This is a genomic window from Serratia sp. GW822-FHT06E05, from assembly GCF_058799445.1.
The window spans coordinates 157231-178650 of record NZ_JBXALM010000001.1; the positions used below are offsets into that span (position 1 = coordinate 157231).

A 21420-nucleotide genomic window follows, 5' to 3' on the forward strand; every position below is an offset into this window, starting at 1 on the left:
GCCATTCCAACGGGCTTTTTAACTTTAAATTGCGATTTGTCATGTCGTTAGCTGGGTTTTTATGTAAAAACAGACCTGAATGCGTAAGCAATTATGGATCATCGATCATATTTTCAGTAGGTTATAGATGGTGCCTTAATTCGATGCCGACAAGCGTAAGCAAAGGCCTGTCAGCCGGCGCCATCGCTATGGGCAGGACGATAATAAACATCATCAAAGACAGGTGAGAAGGGAACATTATGCGTATTGGTGTACCAAGAGAACGGTTGGCCAATGAAGCCCGGGTCGCAGCAACGCCGAAAACGGTGGAACAACTGCTGAAGCTGGGCTTTACCGTCGCGATTGAAAGCGGGGCGGGTAAACTGGCAAGTTTTGACGATGGCGCGTATCAAGCCGCTGGGGCTGAGATCGCCGACACTGCCGATGTCTGGCAGTCGGATCTGATTTTGAAAGTTAACGCGCCGCTTGAGGACGAGATCGCGTTAATGCGTGAGGGCAGCACTCTGGTCAGCTTTATCTGGCCGGCGCAAAACCCTGAACTGATTGCGAAGCTGGCCGAACGCAACGTCACCGCGATGGCGATGGACTCGGTGCCGCGCATCTCACGCGCACAGTCTATGGACGCGCTGAGTTCTATGGCGAATATCGCCGGCTACCGGGCGATTGTTGAAGCCGCGCATGAGTTTGGCCGCTTCTTTACCGGTCAGATCACCGCTGCGGGCAAGGTTCCACCGGCCAAGGTGATGATCATCGGTGCCGGCGTCGCGGGTTTGGCAGCCATCGGTGCTGCCGGCAGCCTGGGAGCCATTGTTCGCGCGTTCGACACGCGCCCTGAAGTCAAAGAGCAGGTGCAGAGCATGGGCGCGGAATTCCTCGAGTTGGATTTCGAGGAAGAAGCGGGCAGCGGTGACGGCTACGCCAAAGTGATGTCCGAAGCCTTTATCAAAGCAGAGATGGCGCTGTTCGCTGCTCAGGCGGCGGAGGTTGACATTATCGTCACCACGGCGCTGATCCCGGGCAAACCGGCACCGAAGCTGATTACCAAAGAAATGGTGGCTTCGATGAAACCGGGCAGCGTGATCGTCGATCTGGCCGCACAAAACGGGGGTAACTGCGAGCTAACCGTGGCCGACCGCGTGACCGTTACCGATAACGGCGTGAAAATCATTGGCTATACCGATCTGCCAAGCCGTTTGCCGACCCAATCCTCGCAGCTTTACGGTACCAACCTGGTTAACCTGCTGAAGCTGCTGTCGAAAGAGAAAAATGGCGAAATTGACGTCGACTTCGAAGACACCGTGATCCGCGGCGTGACCGTGGTGCGCAGTGGCGAAGTCACTTGGCCGGCACCGCCAATCCAGGTTTCTGCCCAGCCGAAACAGGCGCAGGCGGCGACCCCGGTCGCCAAGCCGGAGGCAAAACCGGTATCACCTTGGCTGAAATATGGCCTGATGGCGTTGGCGATTATTCTGTTTGGTTGGTTGGCCGACGCCGCGCCGAAAGAGTTCCTGTCTCACTTTACTGTGTTTGCGCTGGCCTGCGTGGTGGGTTACTACGTGGTGTGGAACGTCAGCCATGCATTGCATACCCCGTTGATGTCGGTCACCAATGCGATCTCAGGGATTATCGTGGTCGGTGCGTTATTGCAGATTGGCCACGGCGGTTGGGTGAGTTTCCTCTCCTTCATCGCCGTGCTGATCGCCAGCATCAACATTTTTGGTGGATTCACCGTCACTCAGCGCATGCTGAAGATGTTCCGCAAGAACTAAGGGGTAGCACATGTCTGGAGGATTAGTTACAGCTGCATACATTGTTGCCGCTATTTTGTTTATCTGCAGCCTGGCGGGTTTATCGCGCCATGAAACGTCCAAGCGGGGCAATCTATTTGGTATCGCAGGGATGGCGATTGCGCTGATCGCCACCATTCTCGGGCCGGATTCCGGCAACGTGGGCTGGATCATCATCGCGATGATTATCGGCGGTTCTATTGGGGTCTATCTGGCGAAGAAGGTCGAAATGACCGAAATGCCAGAGCTGGTGGCGGTACTGCACAGCTTTGTCGGCCTGGCGGCGGTACTGGTGGGCTTAAACAGCTATCTGGATCACGGTGCGCCGATGGAGCCGGTGATGGAAAACATCCATCTGACCGAAGTGTTCCTCGGTATCTTTATCGGTGCGGTGACCTTTACAGGTTCGATTGTCGCCTTTGGTAAACTGCGCGGTATCATCTCGTCCAAACCTTTGGCGCTGCCAAATCGCCACAAAATGAATCTGGCGGCCCTGGTCGTCTCCTTCCTGCTGCTGGTGGTGTTTGTTCGTGCCGACAGCGTGGGCTGGCAGGCAGTGGCATTGGTGCTGATGACCGCTATCGCGTTGGCGTTTGGCTGGCATCTGGTGGCTTCCATCGGCGGGGCAGATATGCCGGTGGTGGTGTCGATGCTCAACTCCTATTCGGGCTGGGCAGCGGCAGCGGCGGGCTTCATGCTGAGCAACGATCTGCTGATCGTGACCGGAGCACTGGTAGGCTCTTCGGGTGCCATCCTGTCTTACATTATGTGTAAGGCGATGAACCGGTCGTTTATCAGCGTAATCGCCGGCGGCTTCGGTACCGACGGTTCTTCGACCGGTAATGCGGAAGAAATGGGTGAGTATCGCGAAACGACCGCGGAAGAAGTTGCCGAGCAGTTGAAAAACTCCACTTCGGTGATCATCACCCCAGGCTATGGCATGGCGGTCGCTCAGGCGCAGTATCCGGTGGCGGAAATCACCGAGAAACTGCGTGCGCGTGGCATCAAAGTACGTTTCGGTATTCACCCGGTTGCCGGGCGCTTGCCTGGTCACATGAACGTATTGCTGGCTGAAGCCAAGGTGCCTTACGACGTGGTGTTGGAAATGGATGAAATCAACGAAGATTTCCCTGATACCGACACCGTGCTGGTGATTGGCGCGAACGATACGGTGAACCCTGCCGCGCTGGAAGATCCGCGTAGCCCGATCGCCGGCATGCCGGTACTGGAAGTGTGGAAGGCGCAGAATGTGATTGCCTTCAAGCGTTCGATGAACACCGGTTACGCCGGCGTCCAGAACCCGCTGTTCTTCAAGGAGAACACCCAGATGCTGTTTGGTGACGCCAAAGAGAGTGTGGAAGCGATTCTGCGTGCGCTACAGGCGTAACGTGCAGGCATAAAAAAACGGGCCCTTGGGCCCGTTTTTTTATGCGTCAAACATCAGTCTTCGTCGTCGTGCTCATCATCTTCGTCAACTTCGATCGGACAGTTGAAGTTTTCTGGCTTGATCACCAGCAGGTCACATTTCAGATGGTCGATCACATGTTCGGCGGTATTGCCGATAAACGCCGCCGAGATGCCGGTACGGCCCAAGGTACCCAATACCACGACGCCCGCCTGCAGGTGCTCAGCCAGGTCGGGGATTACCTCTTCCGGCAGGCCTTTTTCGACGTGGGTGAATTCTTCGTTAATGCCGAATTTCTGTCTTAACGCCTTCATGGCAATCAGATGCTGTCCGCGGATGGCATCGTTGTAAACGCTGGGGTCAAAATCAGGCAGCTCGATGGCGATATTGATGGGGGTGACGGGGTAAGCGCCGACCAGATGCACTTCCGTTTGGTTGACGTTATGCGCCAACTCAACGGTCTCCTGCACCAGTTTGATGTTCAAGGGATCGTGATAGGGTTCTTCACTGGCCAGGTTAACCGCAACCACCGCTTTACTGCCTTCAGGCCAGGGCTGATCTTTGACCATCCACACCGGGCACGGGCATTTGCGTAACAGATGCCAATCGGTTGGGGTGAAAATGACGGATTCAAGACGGTCGTGTTGGTGCGCCATTTTCAGCAGCAGATCGTGCTTACCGGCGATCACTTCCTGAATAATCGCCTCATAAGGGCGGTTATGCCAGACCACTTTGATTTCAATGGGCACGCCTTCGTCGAGATAAAAACGACATTGCTCGGTGATCCAAGCAGCGCGTTGACTGATAACGCCTTGCCGCATTGCCGTTCTTTCGTCTGGCGAGAGCAGGGTCGTCATCTCGTAAGAGAAGTCATAAATAGGCAGGAAGGCCTTAATGCGCCCGCCATTGCGTTTTATCAAGTATACCGCCCGGCGCAGCGCCGGCTGGTCGTCCTGATTGGGGTCAATAGCCACCAGAAGATTCTGATACTTCGCCATAGGGCCTCCTTACAGCTGAAAATCAACAGTCTGTCAATTTACAGAGTAACCCAACATTGAAAAACAGAACAGCGGCAGAGGTGTGCTGGGTCAATAATTCTGTCGAATGATTAACCCAGCATAGGGATCAGGCGTTTACGGTGACGTTAATGCGTGGCGTACCGGCCAGCACAGACAGGGCATCGACGTTTTCGATGGTGATGTATTTGCCTTTAACGCTGAGAATTTCGCTTTTTTGGAAACGGCCCAGCAGGCGACTGATGGTTTCAACCGTCAGGCCGAGGTAGTTGCCGATATCGCCGCGGGTCATGGTCAGGCGGAACTCGCGCGGTGAGAAACCCCGCTCCGCAAAGCGGCGCGACAGGTTGTAGACGAATGCCGCCAGACGCTCTTCGGCATTCTTTTTCGACAACAGCAGGATCATGTCCTGGTCACCTTTAATCTCGCCGCTCATCAGACGCATGATCTGTTGGCGCAGATTAGGCATTTTACCGGAAAGGTCATCCAGCGTTTCGAATGGGATTTCGCATACCATCGAGGTTTCCAACGCCTGAGCAAAGCTTGGGTGCTTCAGACCGCCGATAGCATCAAAACCGACCAGATCGCCCGCCAGATGGAAGCCGGTGATTTGCTCGTCACCCTGTTCGGTAATGGTGTAACTCTTGATGGTCCCGGAGCGGATAGCGTACAGCGATTTCAGTTCATCGCCGGCCTTGAACAGGGTCTGGCCCTTCTGGATAGGCTTTTTCCTTTCGATAATGTTGTCGAGCTGGTCCAACTCGTGCGCATTAAGAGTAAAAGGAATACACAGCTGGCTGATACTGCAATCCTGACAATGGATCGCACAACCACCAGACTGGATACGACGAATCACGCGTTTTTCCGGGATCATAGATTACGCTCATTCAATAATTGATATGCGTCAATTTTAACATCTTTTCCGGCAGGTGATAAGGGTAGCATTAATAAGAACGGGGGCATTCTGTGCGAATATTAAGCAGGCTTGCAGCCGATTGTTCTGTAGCTAGCTGAAATGTTTCTATTTATTTGCTAGTTACGCCAAGGGACGGTCGACGCGCTTGGTTCTCCGTATCCGCAAGAAATGCGGGGTAGCGCAGCGTATTTTTCAGTAAGCAGCATTTAACCCTGCCTTTTGAGCGCCTTTTTGCGGATTGAGACCAATTTTTATACACATTGTTACGGTTACACCTCAGAGGATGTACAGCCTGCATCAACTATACCGCCGGACTACGTTCCTCATTAATAAGCCACCGGAATAGCCCATAGTGAGCTGCGCTATTCCGGTGGGTTGAATTAAAGCAGATCGTTTTGCAGGTAGCCTTCGTGTTTCAACAGCCACTGTTTGCGCTGAACGCCACCGGCATAGCCGGTCAATGCGCCCTGCGAGCCAATCACCCGATGGCAGGGCACCACGATGCTGATGGGGTTGGAGCCGTTGGCCATCCCCACCGCACGGGACGCCGTTGGGCGTCCAATACGCTTAGCCAGTTCACCGTAGGTGATGATCTCGCCGCATGGGATCTGGCGCAGTTGCTGCCAGACAGTGCGCTGGAACTCAGTGCCGGCCGTCATGACCGGCAGATCGTTGATCACATCCAGTTCACCGGAAAAATAGCGCTGCATGGCATCGGTCAGGCCACCGGGGTTAGCTTTGTCCACCAGTTGAAAACGATCGGCTCGGTAATGGGTATTCAGCAGCTTCATCAGGCGGGTTTCGTGTTCCGTCCAATCGATAGCGCGCAAGCGGTCCTGCTCATCGGCAATCAACACCAGCTCACCCACCGGCGTCGCCATACGATCAATAAAAAAAGTCTGCATTTTGATCACTCCTCTCGTTTGATGGGCAGATTATTGCACGAAACCAGGCGGGACGATGGCGGATTCCGGACATGAAGATGGGCAACCTCAGGTTGCCCATACTGACGACTGAAAAATGAGTGGGGTACAAAGGGGCTTATTTATAAAATAAATTTATAATATATCAATAATGTTTATCACCCTAAGCAGGGTTAACAATAAAAAGCCCCCATTATTTATAGCTGATGGTGATATTCTTCAACCGGTCGTTATTATTGATTATCTCGGTGGTCACGTTGGAAACTAATTCTGGTGGCATATTGTTCAATGAGGTAGTGATAGGGCGTTGACCCTGAGCCGATACCAAACCTGAGCAGCGAGAAATGATTTCTTCATTTCTATGTTGGATAGTACAGGCCGGTGAGGTGATCTCGCCGATAAAGCGTATAGTACCGGAAGCCACGTGGTGGCTGGTTTGTTGAGCAGCCTGCAGGGTTGCGGGTAGCAGGGCCAATAGCATCAATGCCATGAGTGAATGGTTCATTATTAATTCCTTTTTAAAAATGAAACAGGAAAATAAAACAGTCCAATTAAACAAAAATCAATCAGGCAAGTTGATGATCGCCAAAAATCGAATTAGTCGCGCCCTCCTTGTAGAATGGTTTATATACTATTCTTAATGTTTATTCTTGATGAATTTGATAATAGGGAGGGGGGGCTGGCAAAACCATGATTTAGATCATAGTGAAGTCGGCTTAATGAATGACGAGGGAGTGTGGCGGTTTTACTGTGAAGCGCATCACGTTAAAAAATGCGGAGTGGCCGCAGTTGAAACTGAAACTACGGCCAAGCGTGGTGATTTATGCTGAGTTACAGCATGCCGCTGCTGCCACAGATACGAATTTTCTCTGCCACCACTTCTTTCATCGCCAGCTTGCCGGGCACGATGTATTTACGCGGATCGTTGGCATCGGGATGTTGTGAAAAATAGCTTTTCACCGCGTCGGCAAAAGCGATTTTTAGCTCAGTGGCGACGTTGACCTTGCACACCCCTAGAGAAATGGCGCGTTTCACCATGGCTTCTGGAATACCGGATGCGCCGTGCAGTACCAGTGGAATGTCAACCTGCTCGCGGATTAGCGCCAGGCGGTCGAAGTCCAGCTTGGGTTCGCCGTGGTACAGCCCGTGAGCCGATCCGATGGCTACCGCCAGCGAATCGATGCCAGTAGCGGTGACAAACTCGCGCGCGGCGGCCGGATCGGTGAAGAAGCTGTCGGTGGAATCGACAATCAGGTCATCCTCCTGGCCCCCGAGGCGGCCCAACTCTGCCTCAACGCTGGCGCCGTAGCGGTGGCACAATGCGACAGCCTCAGCCACTTTGGCGATGTTCTGTTCGAACGGCAGATGTGAGCCATCGATCATCACCGAACGAATGCCGCTTTTGACCTTGTATTCGATATCGTCCATCTCTTCGTGATGGTCCAGATGCAGCGCCAACGGCAGATCGTAACGGCGTGCGGCTGCCTGGCAGATACCGATTAAATAGTCGGTGCCGGCATAGCTGAAGGTGCCGGGCGTGCCGGCCATGATCACTGGCGAGCGCAATTCGGCGGCGGTCTCCGCCACCACCTGCACGGTTTCCAGATTATGGACGTTGAACGCCGGTACGGCATAACCCTGGCGTTGTGCTTTTTGCAGCATTTCCCGGTTGGATATCAGGTACATAGAGATTCCTTACGCCACAGAAGACGGATAACGGTAAATGGTGACGCCTTTAACCACCCGGTTAACCTCACCGGTCGGGCATGGGTTGTCCGGCGTCATGCCAAGCGCCAGCGAGCTTTCAAAGGCCAGCATTTGGGTGAATAACAGGTAAGGGAACAGCAGCCAGACGTCGTCTTCGGCGTGGTGCAGGTTCAGCATCATGTCCGATACCGGCTGCGCACTGCCGGTCAAGCCGACCATCTGCATCGCCAGACCATCGCGATGCAGTTCGTTCCACAAATCGCGATCGTATTGGCGGGCGTAGTCACCGCTGGAGAACATCAGCAGCACCAGCGTTTGGTCATCGACCATAAATTTGGGGCCATGGCGCAGGCCAAGCGGAGAGTCGTAGCGGGTGACAATCTGCCCGGCGGTCAGTTCCAGCATCTTCAACGAAGCCTCTTCCGCCAACCCGGTGAAACAACTGCCGCCCAGCGTGATGTAGCGTCGAAAACCGCTGGCTGCGAGCGCTTTTACCTGCGGTTGCAGCGTTTCACGCAGTTCGCGGCAGCGCGCCACCATGGTCTCGAGTGGCCGTTGGGCCTCGGTAAGGGAGTGCGGCCCGAGCAACAGCGCGGCGGACAGCATCATGCAGCTGAAACTGGAAGTCATGGCGAAGCTTTGATCGTTGGAGCCTTGCGGCATCACTAACGAACAGACGTTCTCGCGCTGATGGGCATAGTGCGCCAATTGGCTGTCCGGGTTACAAACCAGCATCAGGTGATAACTTTCCGGCAGCAGTTGGTCGGCCAGTTCGACGGTCGCGACACTTTCCGGGCTGTTGCCGGAACGGGCAAAAGAAACCAGCAGGGTTGGGCGCGTCAGATCCAGATATTGGTGTGGGTTGGCGACGATATCGGTGGTGCCATAGGCCACCACGTCACGACCGGTTTTTTCACGTAGCCAGGGCGCTAACGCGCGGCCGGCGAAGGCCGAGCTGCCCGCACCACACAGCACAATCTGCAGGCGAGGATTGGCCAACAGCGGTGCCAGGAAAGGTTGCCACAAGGCTTGTTGCTCCTGCAGCTGTCGGTGCAGGGCGTCCCATAAATCAGGCTGTTGCCAGATCTCACGTGCGGTATGCAGCGCATGCCGTTGTTCCAGCCAGCCCGCATCGTAAGCAAAATAACCGTTCATGTTGAAAACTCCTTGAAAAGCCTCGGTTAACGGTCGGCGATAATCACGTCGACACCTAAATGGTTCAGCGCATGCAGGTAGTTTTCCGGGATGCGGCTGTCGGTGACCAAACGCTGGATTTGGCCAATTTCACGGATCATGCAAAAGCTGGTGCGACCGAATTTGCTGGCGTCTGCAACGGCGATCACTTCGCGCGCTACGTCGCACATCGCGCGGTTGAGCTGAGCTTCACCAGGATCTGGCGTGGTGATGCCGCTGAGCAGGTCAAAACCGTCGACGCCGAGAAACAGCTTGTCGAAACGAAATTGCCGCATATGCTGCTCCGCCGCCGGGCCATACAGCGACCAGGATTTGCGCCGTACGCTGCCGCCCACCACCATCAGATCAACCTGTTCGTTGTTGGCCAGTTCGAACGCGATGTTCAGCGCATTGGTCATCACTACCAGGTCTTTCTTGCCGACCAGTTGCTGCGCCATCTGGCTGGTGGTGGAGCCGGAGTCGAGAATGATGGCATCGCCGTCGTTAACCAATTCCGCCGCGGCGCAGGCAATGGCGTATTTCACGTCGCGATTGATGCGGCCCTTGTCTTGCAGCGGGCGGTCGAACGCAAACTGTTTATTGAGCATTGCGCCGCCGTAAGCGCGCACCGCACAGCCGCTTTTTTCCAGCTGGCGCAAATCGCTGCGGATGGTGACGCTGGAAACAGAAAACTGGGCGCTGAGTTGCTCGACGCGCACCGAGCCTTCGCGACAAAGCTGGTCGATAATTAATTCCCGTCGTTTTACGGTATTTATCATTAACGCGTGACTCCCGATTTAGCTGTAGTCATACCCCGCCGCGGCGCAATGCGTCGCAGCTAATCTGACAGGAATGCTTTCAGTTGTTCGTGGCAAATTACAGCAAACGAAACAATGAAATGCAACCGATAAATTTATAAAAATCTATATGTATCAACTGGTTATATTTGTTTTTACTTTCGATTGGTGATCAACCGAAAGCGGCCGAAAAATGAAGTGAAAAGCGGTAATTCGTTATTTATCAGGCGGCAACTCACCGCCTGAGGTAATTTGTCGAAAGCAGGATGAAAGCCACGACATTCATTTATTCCCGTCTGGCGTTTCACTGTTTTTTATTGCCAGCTTTGGCGTAATAATGCCGCCCCTCGTACGCCGCTGCTGTCACCGTGCACTGGCGGATAGACTGCCGCCGGTTCGGTACCCGGCAACAGCCAGGCGCTCATGGCCGGCGGTAGCAGGGCGTACAGCTCCCCGACGTTCGACAGTCCGCCGCCGAGCACGAAGGCGTCAACGTCCAGCAGCAATTGCAGCCCTGCCAGGGCGCTGGCCAGAATATCGACGTACATCGCTATCAGCCGCTGTGCCAGCGGATCTCCGTGCCGGTAATGGGCGATCAGCGCCGGTACGCTGTCGGCGCGATGGCCGAAATGACGGCTTAGCGCCAGCAGACCGCTGCCGGAAACGTAGCGTTCAAAACAACCGGTCAGGCCGCAATTGCAGGTAAACAACGGTAAATCGTAACGCTGCGCCAACTGAGCAGAGATCGGCGTATGGCCCCATTCACCGGCCAGCCCGTTTCGGCCCTTGTGCAATTGCTTGTTCATCACCAGCCCGCCGCCGGCACCGGTGCCGATAATGGCGCCGAAGACCAGCGCCAGATGCTCGGTTTGCGGCGTGCTGGCCTCGGAAAGGGCGAAGCAGCGACAGTCGTTTTCAATTTCAACCGGCCGCGCCAGTTCATGGGCCAAATCGTCCGCCAGGCAGTGCCCGGTGAGGCAGGGGACGTTAACCGCCAACTGCTTACGGCTGCGGGGATCGGTCACGCCCGGCAAGCCGATGCCGATGCTGCCCTGGGTGTGCAGTTCGCGATCGGCATGATCGACCAATTGCTGGATACAGGACAAAAATGCGCGGTAATCGCCGGTAGGCGTGCTCACCCGTTGGCACAGCACCTGCCGCAATTGGCGATCGTAGGCCGCCATTTCAATCTTGGTGCCGCCGATGTCGAAACCGTAACGCATCTGTGATATTTCCACGTTTCAGGCTCCACTCAGGGTAATTACCGCAGATTCTCGGCGTGCGCGTTCCGCAGCGAAGACCATCAGATGGCTTTCCAGCGTTTCCGCCGGTCCGGACAGCACCTGCGACGGATCGTTAGTGCGGATCGCGTCAATGAAATGCTGCATCAGGTAGTAGTCGCCGCCGCCGTGGCCGGACATGGCATGCAGATCGTCGGCTTCTTCGACGTCGTACACTTTTTCACTGTCGTCAACGAACGAAGTGATACGGATATAGCGACCGTCGCCCTCGAGACAGCCGTGGCTGCCGAAAATACGGGTTTTGCGATCTTCCAGTCGGGTAAAGGCGGTCATGGTGAAGGAGGCGGTGCGGCCACCGGCAAACTGCATATTGACCACCTGGTGATCGACCACGTTATTGTCGCAGCGGTAGACGCAGCGGCCATACTGACCGTCGCGCAGCGCCGCCTGCAGGTGTGATTGGCTGACCTCGGGCGTTAATACGCGCAGGAAGCCCGGCGTGGCCTTGTGATCGTCGCCAAGGTAAATACGCTTGGCGGAGTAAGGACAGCTGGCTTCCACGGCGCAGTCAAGGCAGTTGTCAGCCGCACCGGCAGGCTGGTTCTCCTGGCGAAAATGGCGTAAACCGCCGAACGAACTGATCTGTTCGCAGGGCAGTTCCATGATGTAACGGATCCAGTCAATGTCGTGACAGGACTTCTGCAGCAGCATAAAGGCGGCTTCATTGTCGTTGCGCCAGTTGCCGCGAACAAAGGAGTGTGCCTGATGCCAGTAGCCTACCGGTTCCAGATGCTGCAGGCTGACGATGTCGCCAATCACGTTATCGCGCAGCAGTTGCTTGAGTTTTTGGGTGTAGCGCGTGTAGCGCAGTACGTGGCCGACCGAGAAAATCAGCTTTTGACGTACCACCTCTTCAACGATGGTGCGACACTCGCTGGCTACCGGCGAAAGCGGTTTTTCCAACAGCATGGCATAACCCTGCTTGGCAAAGGCCAGCGCCGGTTCCAGGTGCAGGGTGTCCTGGGTGCAGATCAGCACCGCATCGGCCAGTTTTCCGGCGTCGGCGGCCTGTTGCCAGTCGGTGAACACCTTATCCGCCGAAATACCGTGCTGTTCGACGAACTGCTGCCGATAAACATCACGCGGTTCGGCTACCGCGACTACCTGCATTAAATCCGGATGCGCCAACGCGTAGCGCGAGTAAATTTCACCGCGTGCCCCGGCGCCAATCACCAGAACCTGAACCGGGCGACCGGCAAAACCATTTTGTTTAGCTGACGACATTGCTCGTTCTCCGATCTTGTTATTTGAGGTTTTGGCCGCTGATTTCATCAAACAGGTGCGCACGGGTCAGATCGAAAGCCAGATGGATCTGTTCTCCCAGACGTGGTTCCCAGTCTGGTTGCGACGCCATACGCAGCACAAAGCGCAGTTCAGCCAGTTCACAGTGCAGCAACTCTTCGTTGCCCATGCGTTCGATGGTGACAATCTTCGCCGGGAAGCAGTTGCTGCTGCCGGGCGCACACAGCCGCAGAGACTCCGGACGGATGCCCAGACACACACGCGGGTGCGGATAACTTTCCAGCTGTTGTTGCAGCGCCGGCGGCAGTTCGAGCGGATATTCATTGCCGATGCGCAGCCCAATACCCTGTGCGCTACGAGTCACCGCCATGTCGTGCAGGTTCATCGACGGGCTGCCGATAAACTCGGCGACGAAGCGGTTAGCGGGCTGGTGGTAGAGGTTAATGGGTTTATCCACCTGCATAATGGCGCCACGGTTCATCACGCAGATGCGGTCGCCCATGGTCATCGCCTCCACCTGATCGTGGGTGACGTAGACCATGGTGGCGGCGGCGCCTTCCTGTTTCAGTTGGTTATGCAGTTCGATCAGTTGGACGCGCATTGAGACGCGCAGCTTGGCATCCAGATTGGAAAGCGGCTCGTCGAACAGAAACACCTTGGGTTTGCGCACGATGGCGCGGCCGACCGCCACGCGCTGGCACTGTCCGCCGGACAGCTGACCCGGTTTGCGCTGCAGCAGGTTGGTGATCTCCAGCTTTTCGGCGGCATCACGCACCCGACGGTCAATTTCGGCTTTGCTTTCCTTGCCGATCAGGCCGAACGCCATGTTCTTGTAGACCGTCATGTGCGGGTAAAGCGCATAGTTCTGGAACACCATGGCGATGCCGCGATCTTTTGGCATGGTGTCGTTGACGCAGCGATCGTGGATCAGGATCTGGCCTTCGCTGACGCTCTCCAACCCGGCGATCATGCGCAGCAGGGTAGATTTGGCGCAGCCGGACGGCCCGACGAAGACCATAAATTCGCCGTCTTTAATGTCCAGATCGACCCCGTGCAGCGCATTGAAACCGTTGGGGTATACCTTCTTCACATTGTTTAACTGAATACCGGCCATGTTATTTACCTTGTGTTCGCGGTTAGCCTTTTACCCCAGCGCTGGCGATGCCCTGGATGAAGTAACGTTGGAAAAGAATGAACAGCATCAGCATGGGGATCACTGCCATCAGCGCCCCGGCCATCAGTAGCGGATACTCCACCCCGGCGCGGCTCGACAGCGACGCCAGCCCGACCGGCAGCGTCAGCTTTTCGGTGGTGGTGTTGACGATCAGCGGCCACATCAGGTTGTTCCAGCTCCACAGGCCGTTGATGATGATGCAGGCGATAATGCCAGGCCGGATCAGCGGCAGCATGATGCGCCAGAAGATGGCGAAGTAGCTGTAACCGTCAATCAGTGCGGCTTCCTCCATCTCCTTCGGTACCGCGAGGAAGAACTGGCGCAGCAGGAAAGTGGCATAAATACTGAAGATGCCCGGCAACACCAGCCCGGTGATGCTGTTCACCAGCCCCAACTTTTGCACCACCAGAAATTGCGGGATCAAAAAGGCTTGCCCGGGCACCATCAGGATGGAAATACACACCAGAAACACCGCATCACGGCCGCGAAAATGCAGGCGCGAGAAACCGTAGGCGGCCATGGTGGCGATCACCATTTGCAGGGTGACGGTGAAAAAAGTGGCCAACAGCGAGTTCAGGTAAAAATCGGCGAAGGGGATTTCGCGCATGATCTTACCGTAGGCCTGCAGGCTGGGGTGGGCCGGCAGCAGCGTCAGCGGGATCTGGATACTCTCGGCCTGAGTTTTCAGCGAGGTGACCAGCATCCAGATAAACGGCACGACCGAAGCCAACGCCGCCAACACCATAAACAGATACACCAGCGTTCTTTTACTTATGCTCATCGTCGCGGCTCCTCAGCTCACTTTCAGGCGTTTGCCAATCATCATTTGAATCAGGGTGATCAGCAGGGTGACGGCGAACAGCACCACGGTGATGGCGGAGGCGTAACCTTTCTCCTGCAGGTAAAAGGCGTATTTGTAGAACAGGTTGGTGACGGTCATCACGTCGCTTTCCACCAGCGCGCGGTCAAACATCAAAAACACCACGTCAAAGATTTGCAGGATCTCGATAAAACTCATTACCGAAACGAAGAACAGCGTCGGGACCATCATCGGCAGGGTAATACAGAAGAAGCGACGCAGGGTGCTGATGCCATCGATGTCGGCGGCCTCATACAGCTGGCGTGGAATGCTCTGCAAACCGGCCAGTAAAATGATGATTTTCAGCGCCAGCGACGACCAGATAATGATGATGGAAACGCTGATGCGCACCACGTCCGGATCGGATAGCCAGGCCACCGGTGAAATACCCAGTTGGCCAATCGCCTGGTTAATCAGGCCGAAGTCCTTGTTGAACAGCCATTGCCACACCATCGCCACCGCGGCGGGCATGGTGACCGCCGGCAGGAACAGCAGGGTGCGCAACAGCGCCTTGCCTCGGATATTTTGGTTGAGGCCAATGGCCAGCAGTAGCGACAGACTCAGGCTGACCGGTACACACACCACCACATAGAACAGGGTGTTGCCGGCGGCGGTGTAGAAATCGTCGTCTTCAAACAGATTGACGTAGTTATCGACGCTGAGGGTGCTCCAGCGCATAAACTGATTGAGGTCGGTAAAGCTGTAAAAGATGTTCTGCAAAAAAGGGATGAAGTAAAACACCGTCAACCCAATCAACAGCGGTAAAATCATCACCCAACCCCAAAAACGCTCGGCGCGCTCCAAGCGGCTGAGCGCAGGACGTGGGATGCTTTTTTGTTGTTTTAGGGCACCGTAGGTATCTGCCAGCGACATGTTGCCATTCCTCACCAGTAACGGCTTTGCGGTGTTCCGTTGCCGGCCGCGCCTTCGGGCAGGCGCAGCCGGCACGGGGCGATTACTGCTCCATGATGCGTTCGATCTTCTTGACCGACTTATCCATCTCCTGTTTGGCATCCGCGCCCATAAAGATTTTCTTCAGACTGGCTATCCACATGTTCTGCCATTTTGGCGTGTTGGTCCCGGCGGTCGGGTAGGCCTCGGTCACGTTGAGAGTGTCGATATAAGGCGTAACATCGACCTTCTTGATTTCCGCCGCCCAGGCTTTCGCCGCCACTTTATTGGCCGGGATCACCACTTTCGCCAACTCGGTTTGCGAAGCTTCGGTGCTCATAAACTCGATGTATTTCCAGGCTTCTTGTTTGTGGGTGCTGTTGGCGGACATGGCGAACGCCAGGCTGTGCGCCACACCGGATTGACGTTCGATTTTCGGCATCATTACCACGCCGATATGGTCGTTAATCAGCGGGTTGTTGGCGAACGGGGCCGCTAACCACGAGCCGGCATACACCATGGCTGCGCGGTTGGACTGGAAGATGTTCTCGGTTTTGACTTCGCTCATTTGCTGGGCGCTGGGCATCAGCCCGTCTTTCATCATTGACTGCAGCTGCTGATATACCCAGATGGACTTGTCGTTGGCGATGTCGGTCGGCTGGCCGTCTTTCGGGACGATGTGGTTGCCGTTCTGGAACAGCAGGTTCATGTAGCTGTCCTGGCCGTCGATGCTAAGGTCCATCACCAACGGGAAGGCACTGCCTTTCAAGCCGGTTTTCAAGGCTGCGGCTTTGGTTTTCAGGTCATCCCAGTTCCAATCGCTGGTGGGGTAGCTGACACCGGCCTGATCGAACAGCTTTTTGTTGTACCACACCGCAATAGAGTCCACGTCGCGCGGGATGGCCATCTGTTGGCCGTCATACTGATAGGCTTTTACCGAACTGGCGACCACGTCATTTAGCTTGACGCTGCTGCCGCTAATATAAGGTGTTAAAGGTTGCATAATGCCGTTTTTGGCATATTGAACAAAATAAGGCATGTTTATCCAGAATATATCTGGCGCTACGCCGCCAGCTGCGGCGGAATCCAATTTAACGAAGTATTGTGCCGACGGCGTTAATTCTATGGCTATTTTAATGTTTGGGTTTTCTTTTTCAAAGCGTTTGGCGATTTCCTGCTCGGCCGGTAATTGATTTCTGTCCCATACGGCATAACGCAAAGTTATTTGATCGGCGGCATATAACATGGTCGGCAATAATAATGCCGTCGCAATGGCAGAATGCGCCAGAAGACGGCCGGTATTTTTTATCGGTGACATTGCTTTCCCCTCGGTGGACGACGAATAAATATTTTCGTAACGTGAATTCTTTCTATCCCTTAACTTTCAATGTGTCAATACACCCCGATCTGCCCAAAAATGGGGCGCGAATGTTTCGATGTTGTTAAGATCGAAAGGGTTGGGGCGTAAACCGAAAGCGTAAGTTGTTCACAATTCGTTAACCTTTTGCGGCGGTTTTGGCCCTGCCGTTGGGCAATGACTGGCTGCTGGGGTCATAGGAATAAGTGATAACCCTTGCACCATAATGGGGATTAAAAACATTTTTATTGTGCATGTCTGGGTATCTTTCATTTTTGTGATGCAAATAAACAAAAAAATTGTATCGGCAGGCTTTGCCTCGACGTAAACGCCGTTTTTTGAATGACCACTATTGTTTGAATCGATAAAAGGGTTTAGCCTGAAAATCACTCATCGGTATTTCCCCATTAGAGCGAGATTATTGCTATGCGCCTTTCATTGACTTTTACTCACAGTCTGGAAAAGATATTTCACAGCCATAATGCACCACAGATTGATCAAATAAATAAGTTGAGTGGCCTGAGTAATGAAATGATTTCCTGGCAGGGGGTTTATTGCCTTCACCGGGCCGATAACGAAACTCGGCGTGAATTAAGCTACCGTCTTGAGGGATCACTGGCGGAGTATATCAGCGTGCGGCAGGTGCAATCGGTACCCAGCCACTTTCCCTGTTATGCCCAGACCGATGAGAACTATCTGCGTACCGAGCCGGGGTTATTTCCCGATCCGTTGATGCCGCTGGCCGAGCAGCGTTTCTTTGTCGCCAACAATTATTACGGCTGCCTTTGGCTGACCTATACACCGCCGTCGACGCCTGTGCCAGGCGGGGATTACCCGCTGAACCTGACCTTGTTTGATGTTATCAGCGGCGAAGCCTTGGCCAGCGCCGCCCTCACGCTGCATATCGTCCCGGTTGAACTGCCGCCGCAAACCCTGTTGCACACCGAATGGGTGCATACCGATTGTCTGGCGGATTATTACCGCGTGCCGGTGTTCAGTCCCGAATACTGGCTGGCGGTACGTAACTTTGTTCGCTGTGCGGTCAACAGTGGAGTCAACATGCTGCTGACGCCGATCTTCACGCCACCGCTGGATACCGCCGTCGGCGGCGAGCGCACCACGGTACAGTTGATTGGCGTACAGCGTTCCGCGCAGGGTTATCGGTTTGATTTCCAGCGGCTGGCCCAGTGGGTGGATATGGCGCAGGAAGAGGGGATTGAACATTTTGAGATTGCCCCGTTGTTCACCCAGTGGGGGGCGGCGCATGCGCCAAAAATTCTGGTGGAGATCGACGGCGCACTTTGCCCGCTATTCGGTTGGCACACTGACGCCCACGCGCAGGAGTATCAACAGTTTTTGCAGGCGCTGTTGCCGGCGTTGACCGCCTGGTTCCGCGATCGCCAGTTGCAACAGCAGGTCTGGTTCCATATCTCGGATGAGCCGACGCTGGAGAACATCGCCGTTTATCAGCGTGCCGTTGCCGCCTTGCGCCCGCTGCTGGCAGGATTTCGCACTTTTGACGCGCTGTCAGACTACGCGTTTTACCGGCAAGGCCTGGTGGAAACGCCAGTGGCCGCTACCGACCATATAGACGCTTTCCTTGAGCATCAGGTTCCGGGCCTGTGGGCCTATTACTGCTGCGTGCAAAAGACCGAGGTGGCCAACCGTTTCTTTGCTCAACCTTCGGCGCGTAATCGTATTCTGGGCATCCAGCTTTACCTGTACAACATCAGCGGTTTTCTGCACTGGGGGTTCAACTTCTATAACAGCGGCCATTCGCGAGAAAAACTTAACCCCTACGCGGTGACCGATTGCCGAAATGCGTTTCCTTCCGGCGACGCCTTTGTGGTTTACCCCGGCGAAAACCTGACGCCGGTGGAGTCGCTGCGGTTACGGGTGCTGCATCAGGGCTTGCAGGACATGCGTGCGCTGCAGCTGTTGGAAAGCCTGACGGATCGCAACACGGTAGAGGCATTGATTGAACAGGAACTGGGGATGCGTATCACTTTTAAACGTTATCCGCATCAGGCAGCACCGCTGCTGCGGCTGCGTGAAGCGGTGAATCAGCGGATCGAAGCGCTGATTTAATTGGCATAAAATGCGGCGAGGGGGCGACAAGCAGAGTGTCGCCACCAAGTTTTCAATAATTTGCTATACCTGATAGGTCGAGGGATTTCATTTTTTTGTCATGTTACTGACATGTTAGGGTCATAGCGCTGGCTTAATTTTGCAGCGACTAAGCCAGGAGATAACGCGATGTTTAGCTTGGACTCTCTGTTGCATGATGCATTTCCACACCGCAATACCCCTGCCTGGCAGCGTAGCCTGCTGAGAACTTTACTCTTCGAAAAAGAATTCAAACAGTTTGCCGCCGATTATCCCCATCTGAAAGGCCTGGATCTGATCGAGCAGGTGGTGGACTACTTCAACCTCAGTTGTGAACTGGTGGATGGTGACCTGGAAAACATCCCGAGCCAGGGGCCGGTGGTGCTGGTGGCTAATCACCCGATAGGGTCACTTGACGGACTGGTGCTGCTGCGTGCGGTCGCGGCGGTGCGACCGGATGTCAAAGTGGTGGCCAGCCAACTGCTGACCTATATCGAACCGCTGCGCAGCCTGTTCGTACCGGTAGACAACGTCGCCTATAAGACCAGCCGCAAGCAAATTGAAGGTATGCAGGCGCAATTGGACAAGCAGGGTGCGCTGATCCTGTTCCCCGCTGGCGAAGTGTCGCGCATGAGCCCGAAAGGCATTCGTGACGGGCATTGGCATACCGGTTTCTTGCGACTGGCGGCCAAGGCGCGCGCACCGATTGTGCCGATCCACATCAGCGCCCGTAACAGCAATTTATTCTACTTCACCTCCCTGGTTTATCGACCTCTGTCCACGCTATTACTGGTGCGCGAAATGTTCCAGCAGCAGGGCGGGCGCATTAAAATCCGCGTGGGTGGCCGTATTCCCTTTGCCAACTGGCACGACGGCCATACCAGCGCGAAAGATCTGGCGGAGCGTTTCCGCCGACACGTTTATCGCCTGGGACAGGGTAAAGAAGGATTGTTTGCCAGCGAATCTCCGATAGCCTTGCCGGAAGACCGACTGGAACTGAAGAAAGCGTTGGCAAACTGTGAGCGGCTGGGGGTTACCCCGGACGGCAAAATCATCTTCCTGTATCGCCGTCAGGATGAAGCGCGTACGCCTATCCTGCGTGAGCTAGGACGCCTGCGCGAAATCGCTTTCCGCGCGGTGGGGGAAGGCTCCGGTCGCCGCCGCGATCTGGACAGCTACGACGACGACTATTACCACCTGGTGCTGTGGGATGCGGACGAGTTGGAGATTGTCGGCGCTTACCGCTTTATCCCAACTGCCGAGCAGTTGGAGCGCAAGGGCCTGGAAGGCATTTACAGCAACAGCCTGTTCCATTATGACCGCGATATGGCACCTATTCTGGCGCAGGGGATTGAGCTGGGCCGCAGTTTCATTCAGCCGGCCTACTGGGGTAAACGCGGGCTGGACTACCTGTGGCTGGGCATTGGCGCCTACCTGGCGAAGTACCCGCAGTACCGCTATCTTTTTGGCCCAGTGTCTATATCCGGAGGCATGCCGGTAACGGCGCGCGATCTGCTGATCGCCTTCTACCGGCTGTATTTCTCGCCGGACAGCGCGCTGGCGCAGTCGCGGCAGCCGTATCCCGCCTCGTTACCTCAGGTGCTGGCGCAGTTTGCCGGCGATAACTATCAGGAAGATCTGGTGCGACTGAAAAGCCTGTTGAGCAATATCGGCTGTTCGATCCCCACGTTGTATAAACAATATACCGAGCTGTGTGAACCGGGCGGGGTGCAGTTCATCGATTTTGGCACCGATCCGGCCTTCAATAACTGTATTGATGGGCTGGTGCTGGTCGATCTCACTCGGCTTAAACCTGCGCGTTTCCAACGTTACATCGCAGTGCATCAGCCGCAGGAGGCGTGCATAGAGTAATTGGCGTGGCGCTCATGCGTTTTTGATCTAATCCGAAGCTTGGCGTCGGCGGGGGGAAATAGCCTAAGATAAGGCTTTGTTCCTCCGCCGGAGTTTTTCATGCCACAGCCGTTCGCCCCGTTTTTGTTGTCCGCCGAAGATCCCGCCGCCGTCGCGATTGAAACGCCAAAAGGCCTCGCGCCCTTCTTATTGCTTTGCGATCACGCTGGGCAGGCGATACCGCAGCAATTGGGCGATCTTGGGCTGCCGCCCGGCGAAATAGACCGTCATATTGGCTGGGACATCGGCGCACTGAACGTTTCACGTCACCTTAGTCGCCAGCTGGACGCTCCGGTGATTCATCAGCGCTATTCGCGTTTGGTTATTGACTGTAATCGGACACCCGGCATCCCCAGTTCCATACCAGAACTGTCCGAGTTGACGCCGATCCCCGGCAACGTGGGCATTGCGGCCGAACAGGCGCTGGCGCGCGAGCATGAAATTTTTCTGCCTTACCATCAGGCGATAACCGACAGCCTGGATGCGCGCCAGCGTAGCGGCTTGCCGACGGCGATCGTTGCCATGCACAGCTTTACGCCGGTGTTTAAAGGCAACGCGCGCCCGTGGCAGGTCGGACTGTTGTTCAACCGTCAGCCGGAGTTCGCGTTGTTGCTGGCTGAGCTGCTGCGTGAAGAAGGGGATTTGCAGGTGGGCATCAACGAGCCCTATGCCATGACCGACGCGACGGACTACACCCTGCCGGTGCATGCTGAGCGCCGGCAATTGCCCTATGTCGGTATCGAGATCCGCCAGGATCTGCTTGCCGATCAACAAGGTCAACAGGCCTGGGCAGAACGCTTCGCCAGACTGTTACCGCAAGCCTGGCATCGCTGGCAAATTTGACTTTAGGAATAT

Annotated in this window: 18 protein-coding genes; 5 read left to right on the top strand and 13 right to left on the bottom strand. The window is 55.2% G+C overall.

The features are described from left to right. Positions 1-239 precede the first annotated feature (239 nt). Together pntA and pntB are read left to right on the top strand one after the other, a co-directional pair. Positions 240-1769: a Re/Si-specific NAD(P)(+) transhydrogenase subunit alpha gene (gene pntA / locus AC1RKC_RS00710; RefSeq protein ID WP_046373440.1), complete on the top strand. Its 1530-nt coding sequence runs from the start codon at positions 240-242 to the stop codon at positions 1767-1769. A gap of 10 nt (positions 1770-1779) precedes the next feature. After that, positions 1780-3174: a Re/Si-specific NAD(P)(+) transhydrogenase subunit beta gene (gene pntB, locus AC1RKC_RS00715; protein ID WP_041414583.1), complete on the top strand. Its 1395-nt coding sequence runs from the start codon at positions 1780-1782 to the stop codon at positions 3172-3174. 53 nt (positions 3175-3227) lie between these two features. On the opposite strand, the gene uspE is transcribed toward pntB, so the two are convergent. The 13 genes from uspE to AC1RKC_RS00780 all read right to left on the bottom strand — a co-directional run bounded on the left by uspE (position 3228) and on the right by AC1RKC_RS00780 (position 16509). Continuing rightward, a complete protein-coding gene (uspE, locus tag AC1RKC_RS00720) occupies positions 3228-4190 on the bottom strand; it encodes a universal stress protein UspE (RefSeq protein ID WP_020827051.1) in 963 nt (320 codons plus the stop codon). A 127-nt stretch (positions 4191-4317) separates the two neighbouring features. Beyond that, complete coding sequence (gene fnr / locus AC1RKC_RS00725; protein ID WP_012145310.1) at positions 4318-5082, bottom strand: fumarate/nitrate reduction transcriptional regulator Fnr; 765 nt, start codon at positions 5080-5082, stop codon at positions 4318-4320. Between the two features lie 422 nt (positions 5083-5504). Further along, positions 5505-6029, bottom strand: coding sequence for a methylated-DNA--[protein]-cysteine S-methyltransferase (gene ogt / locus AC1RKC_RS00730; RefSeq protein ID WP_020827050.1), 525 nt, complete (start codon positions 6027-6029; stop codon positions 5505-5507). Between the two features lie 211 nt (positions 6030-6240). After that, positions 6241-6552 carry a YmdA family protein gene (locus AC1RKC_RS00735; RefSeq protein ID WP_116690386.1) on the bottom strand — a complete coding sequence of 104 codons (312 nt, stop codon included), beginning with the start codon at positions 6550-6552 and terminating at the stop codon, positions 6241-6243. A 326-nt stretch (positions 6553-6878) separates the two neighbouring features. Next, positions 6879-7733, bottom strand: coding sequence for a tagatose bisphosphate family class II aldolase (locus AC1RKC_RS00740; protein ID WP_020827048.1), 855 nt, complete (start codon positions 7731-7733; stop codon positions 6879-6881). Between the two features lie 9 nt (positions 7734-7742). Beyond that, positions 7743-8909, bottom strand: coding sequence for an SIS domain-containing protein (locus AC1RKC_RS00745; RefSeq protein ID WP_176983517.1), 1167 nt, complete (start codon positions 8907-8909; stop codon positions 7743-7745). A gap of 26 nt (positions 8910-8935) precedes the next feature. Further along, positions 8936-9706, bottom strand: a complete 771-nt coding sequence (agaR, locus tag AC1RKC_RS00750) for a transcriptional repressor AgaR (RefSeq protein ID WP_046373443.1) — start codon at positions 9704-9706, stop codon at positions 8936-8938. Positions 9707-10038: 332 nt separating this feature from the next. Then, positions 10039-10947 (bottom strand): ROK family protein, encoded by a 909-nt coding sequence (locus AC1RKC_RS00755; protein WP_044551454.1) that lies wholly within the window; start codon positions 10945-10947, stop codon positions 10039-10041. 18 nt (positions 10948-10965) lie between these two features. Beyond that, complete coding sequence (locus AC1RKC_RS00760; protein ID WP_020827044.1) at positions 10966-12249, bottom strand: Gfo/Idh/MocA family protein; 1284 nt, start codon at positions 12247-12249, stop codon at positions 10966-10968. Positions 12250-12268: 19 nt separating this feature from the next. Further along, the gene (locus AC1RKC_RS00765) at positions 12269-13381 is read right to left on the bottom strand and encodes an ABC transporter ATP-binding protein (protein ID WP_044551450.1); all 1113 of its coding nucleotides are present in this window, start codon (positions 13379-13381) and stop codon (positions 12269-12271) included. A 22-nt stretch (positions 13382-13403) separates the two neighbouring features. Then, positions 13404-14222, bottom strand: coding sequence for a carbohydrate ABC transporter permease (locus tag AC1RKC_RS00770; RefSeq protein ID WP_044551448.1), 819 nt, complete (start codon positions 14220-14222; stop codon positions 13404-13406). A 12-nt stretch (positions 14223-14234) separates the two neighbouring features. Beyond that, a complete protein-coding gene (locus tag AC1RKC_RS00775; protein WP_020827041.1) occupies positions 14235-15173 on the bottom strand; it encodes a carbohydrate ABC transporter permease in 939 nt (312 codons plus the stop codon). An 82-nt stretch (positions 15174-15255) separates the two neighbouring features. After that, complete coding sequence (locus tag AC1RKC_RS00780) at positions 15256-16509, bottom strand: ABC transporter substrate-binding protein (RefSeq protein ID WP_176983520.1); 1254 nt, start codon at positions 16507-16509, stop codon at positions 15256-15258. Positions 16510-16974: 465 nt separating this feature from the next. Between AC1RKC_RS00780 and AC1RKC_RS00785 the strand changes: the two genes are divergently transcribed. The 3 genes from AC1RKC_RS00785 (at position 16975) to AC1RKC_RS00795 (ending at position 21408) form a co-directional block, all read left to right on the top strand. Next, positions 16975-18636: a DUF4091 domain-containing protein gene (locus AC1RKC_RS00785; RefSeq protein ID WP_115058744.1), complete on the top strand. Its 1662-nt coding sequence runs from the start codon at positions 16975-16977 to the stop codon at positions 18634-18636. A 168-nt stretch (positions 18637-18804) separates the two neighbouring features. After that, on the top strand, positions 18805-20526 hold the full coding sequence (gene olsF / locus AC1RKC_RS00790) for an ornithine lipid synthase OlsF (RefSeq protein WP_020827038.1): 1722 nt from the start codon (positions 18805-18807) through the stop codon (positions 20524-20526). 99 nt (positions 20527-20625) lie between these two features. After that, positions 20626-21408, top strand: coding sequence for an N-formylglutamate amidohydrolase (locus AC1RKC_RS00795; protein ID WP_261439507.1), 783 nt, complete (start codon positions 20626-20628; stop codon positions 21406-21408). Positions 21409-21420 lie beyond the last annotated feature (12 nt).

Excerpts from the sequence above, each read along its gene's own strand:
- pntA (WP_046373440.1), top strand. The coding sequence starts at position 240 with ATGCGTATTGGTGTACCAAGAGAACGGTTGGCCAATGAAGCCCGGGTC.
- pntB (WP_041414583.1), top strand. The coding sequence starts at position 1,780 with ATGTCTGGAGGATTAGTTACAGCTGCATACATTGTTGCCGCTATTTTG.
- uspE (WP_020827051.1), bottom strand. The coding sequence starts at position 4,190 with ATGGCGAAGTATCAGAATCTTCTGGTGGCTATTGACCCCAATCAGGAC.
- fnr (WP_012145310.1), bottom strand. The coding sequence starts at position 5,082 with ATGATCCCGGAAAAACGCGTGATTCGTCGTATCCAGTCTGGTGGTTGT.
- ogt (WP_020827050.1), bottom strand. The coding sequence starts at position 6,029 with ATGCAGACTTTTTTTATTGATCGTATGGCGACGCCGGTGGGTGAGCTG.
- AC1RKC_RS00735 (WP_116690386.1), bottom strand. The coding sequence starts at position 6,552 with ATGAACCATTCACTCATGGCATTGATGCTATTGGCCCTGCTACCCGCA.
- AC1RKC_RS00740 (WP_020827048.1), bottom strand. The coding sequence starts at position 7,733 with ATGTACCTGATATCCAACCGGGAAATGCTGCAAAAAGCACAACGCCAG.
- AC1RKC_RS00745 (WP_176983517.1), bottom strand. The coding sequence starts at position 8,909 with ATGAACGGTTATTTTGCTTACGATGCGGGCTGGCTGGAACAACGGCAT.
- agaR (WP_046373443.1), bottom strand. The coding sequence starts at position 9,706 with ATGATAAATACCGTAAAACGACGGGAATTAATTATCGACCAGCTTTGT.
- AC1RKC_RS00755 (WP_044551454.1), bottom strand. The coding sequence starts at position 10,947 with ATGCGTTACGGTTTCGACATCGGCGGCACCAAGATTGAAATGGCGGCC.
- AC1RKC_RS00760 (WP_020827044.1), bottom strand. The coding sequence starts at position 12,249 with ATGTCGTCAGCTAAACAAAATGGTTTTGCCGGTCGCCCGGTTCAGGTT.
- AC1RKC_RS00765 (WP_044551450.1), bottom strand. The coding sequence starts at position 13,381 with ATGGCCGGTATTCAGTTAAACAATGTGAAGAAGGTATACCCCAACGGT.
- AC1RKC_RS00770 (WP_044551448.1), bottom strand. The coding sequence starts at position 14,222 with ATGAGCATAAGTAAAAGAACGCTGGTGTATCTGTTTATGGTGTTGGCG.
- AC1RKC_RS00775 (WP_020827041.1), bottom strand. The coding sequence starts at position 15,173 with ATGTCGCTGGCAGATACCTACGGTGCCCTAAAACAACAAAAAAGCATC.
- AC1RKC_RS00780 (WP_176983520.1), bottom strand. The coding sequence starts at position 16,509 with ATGTCACCGATAAAAAATACCGGCCGTCTTCTGGCGCATTCTGCCATT.
- AC1RKC_RS00785 (WP_115058744.1), top strand. The coding sequence starts at position 16,975 with ATGCGCCTTTCATTGACTTTTACTCACAGTCTGGAAAAGATATTTCAC.
- olsF (WP_020827038.1), top strand. The coding sequence starts at position 18,805 with ATGTTTAGCTTGGACTCTCTGTTGCATGATGCATTTCCACACCGCAAT.
- AC1RKC_RS00795 (WP_261439507.1), top strand. The coding sequence starts at position 20,626 with ATGCCACAGCCGTTCGCCCCGTTTTTGTTGTCCGCCGAAGATCCCGCC.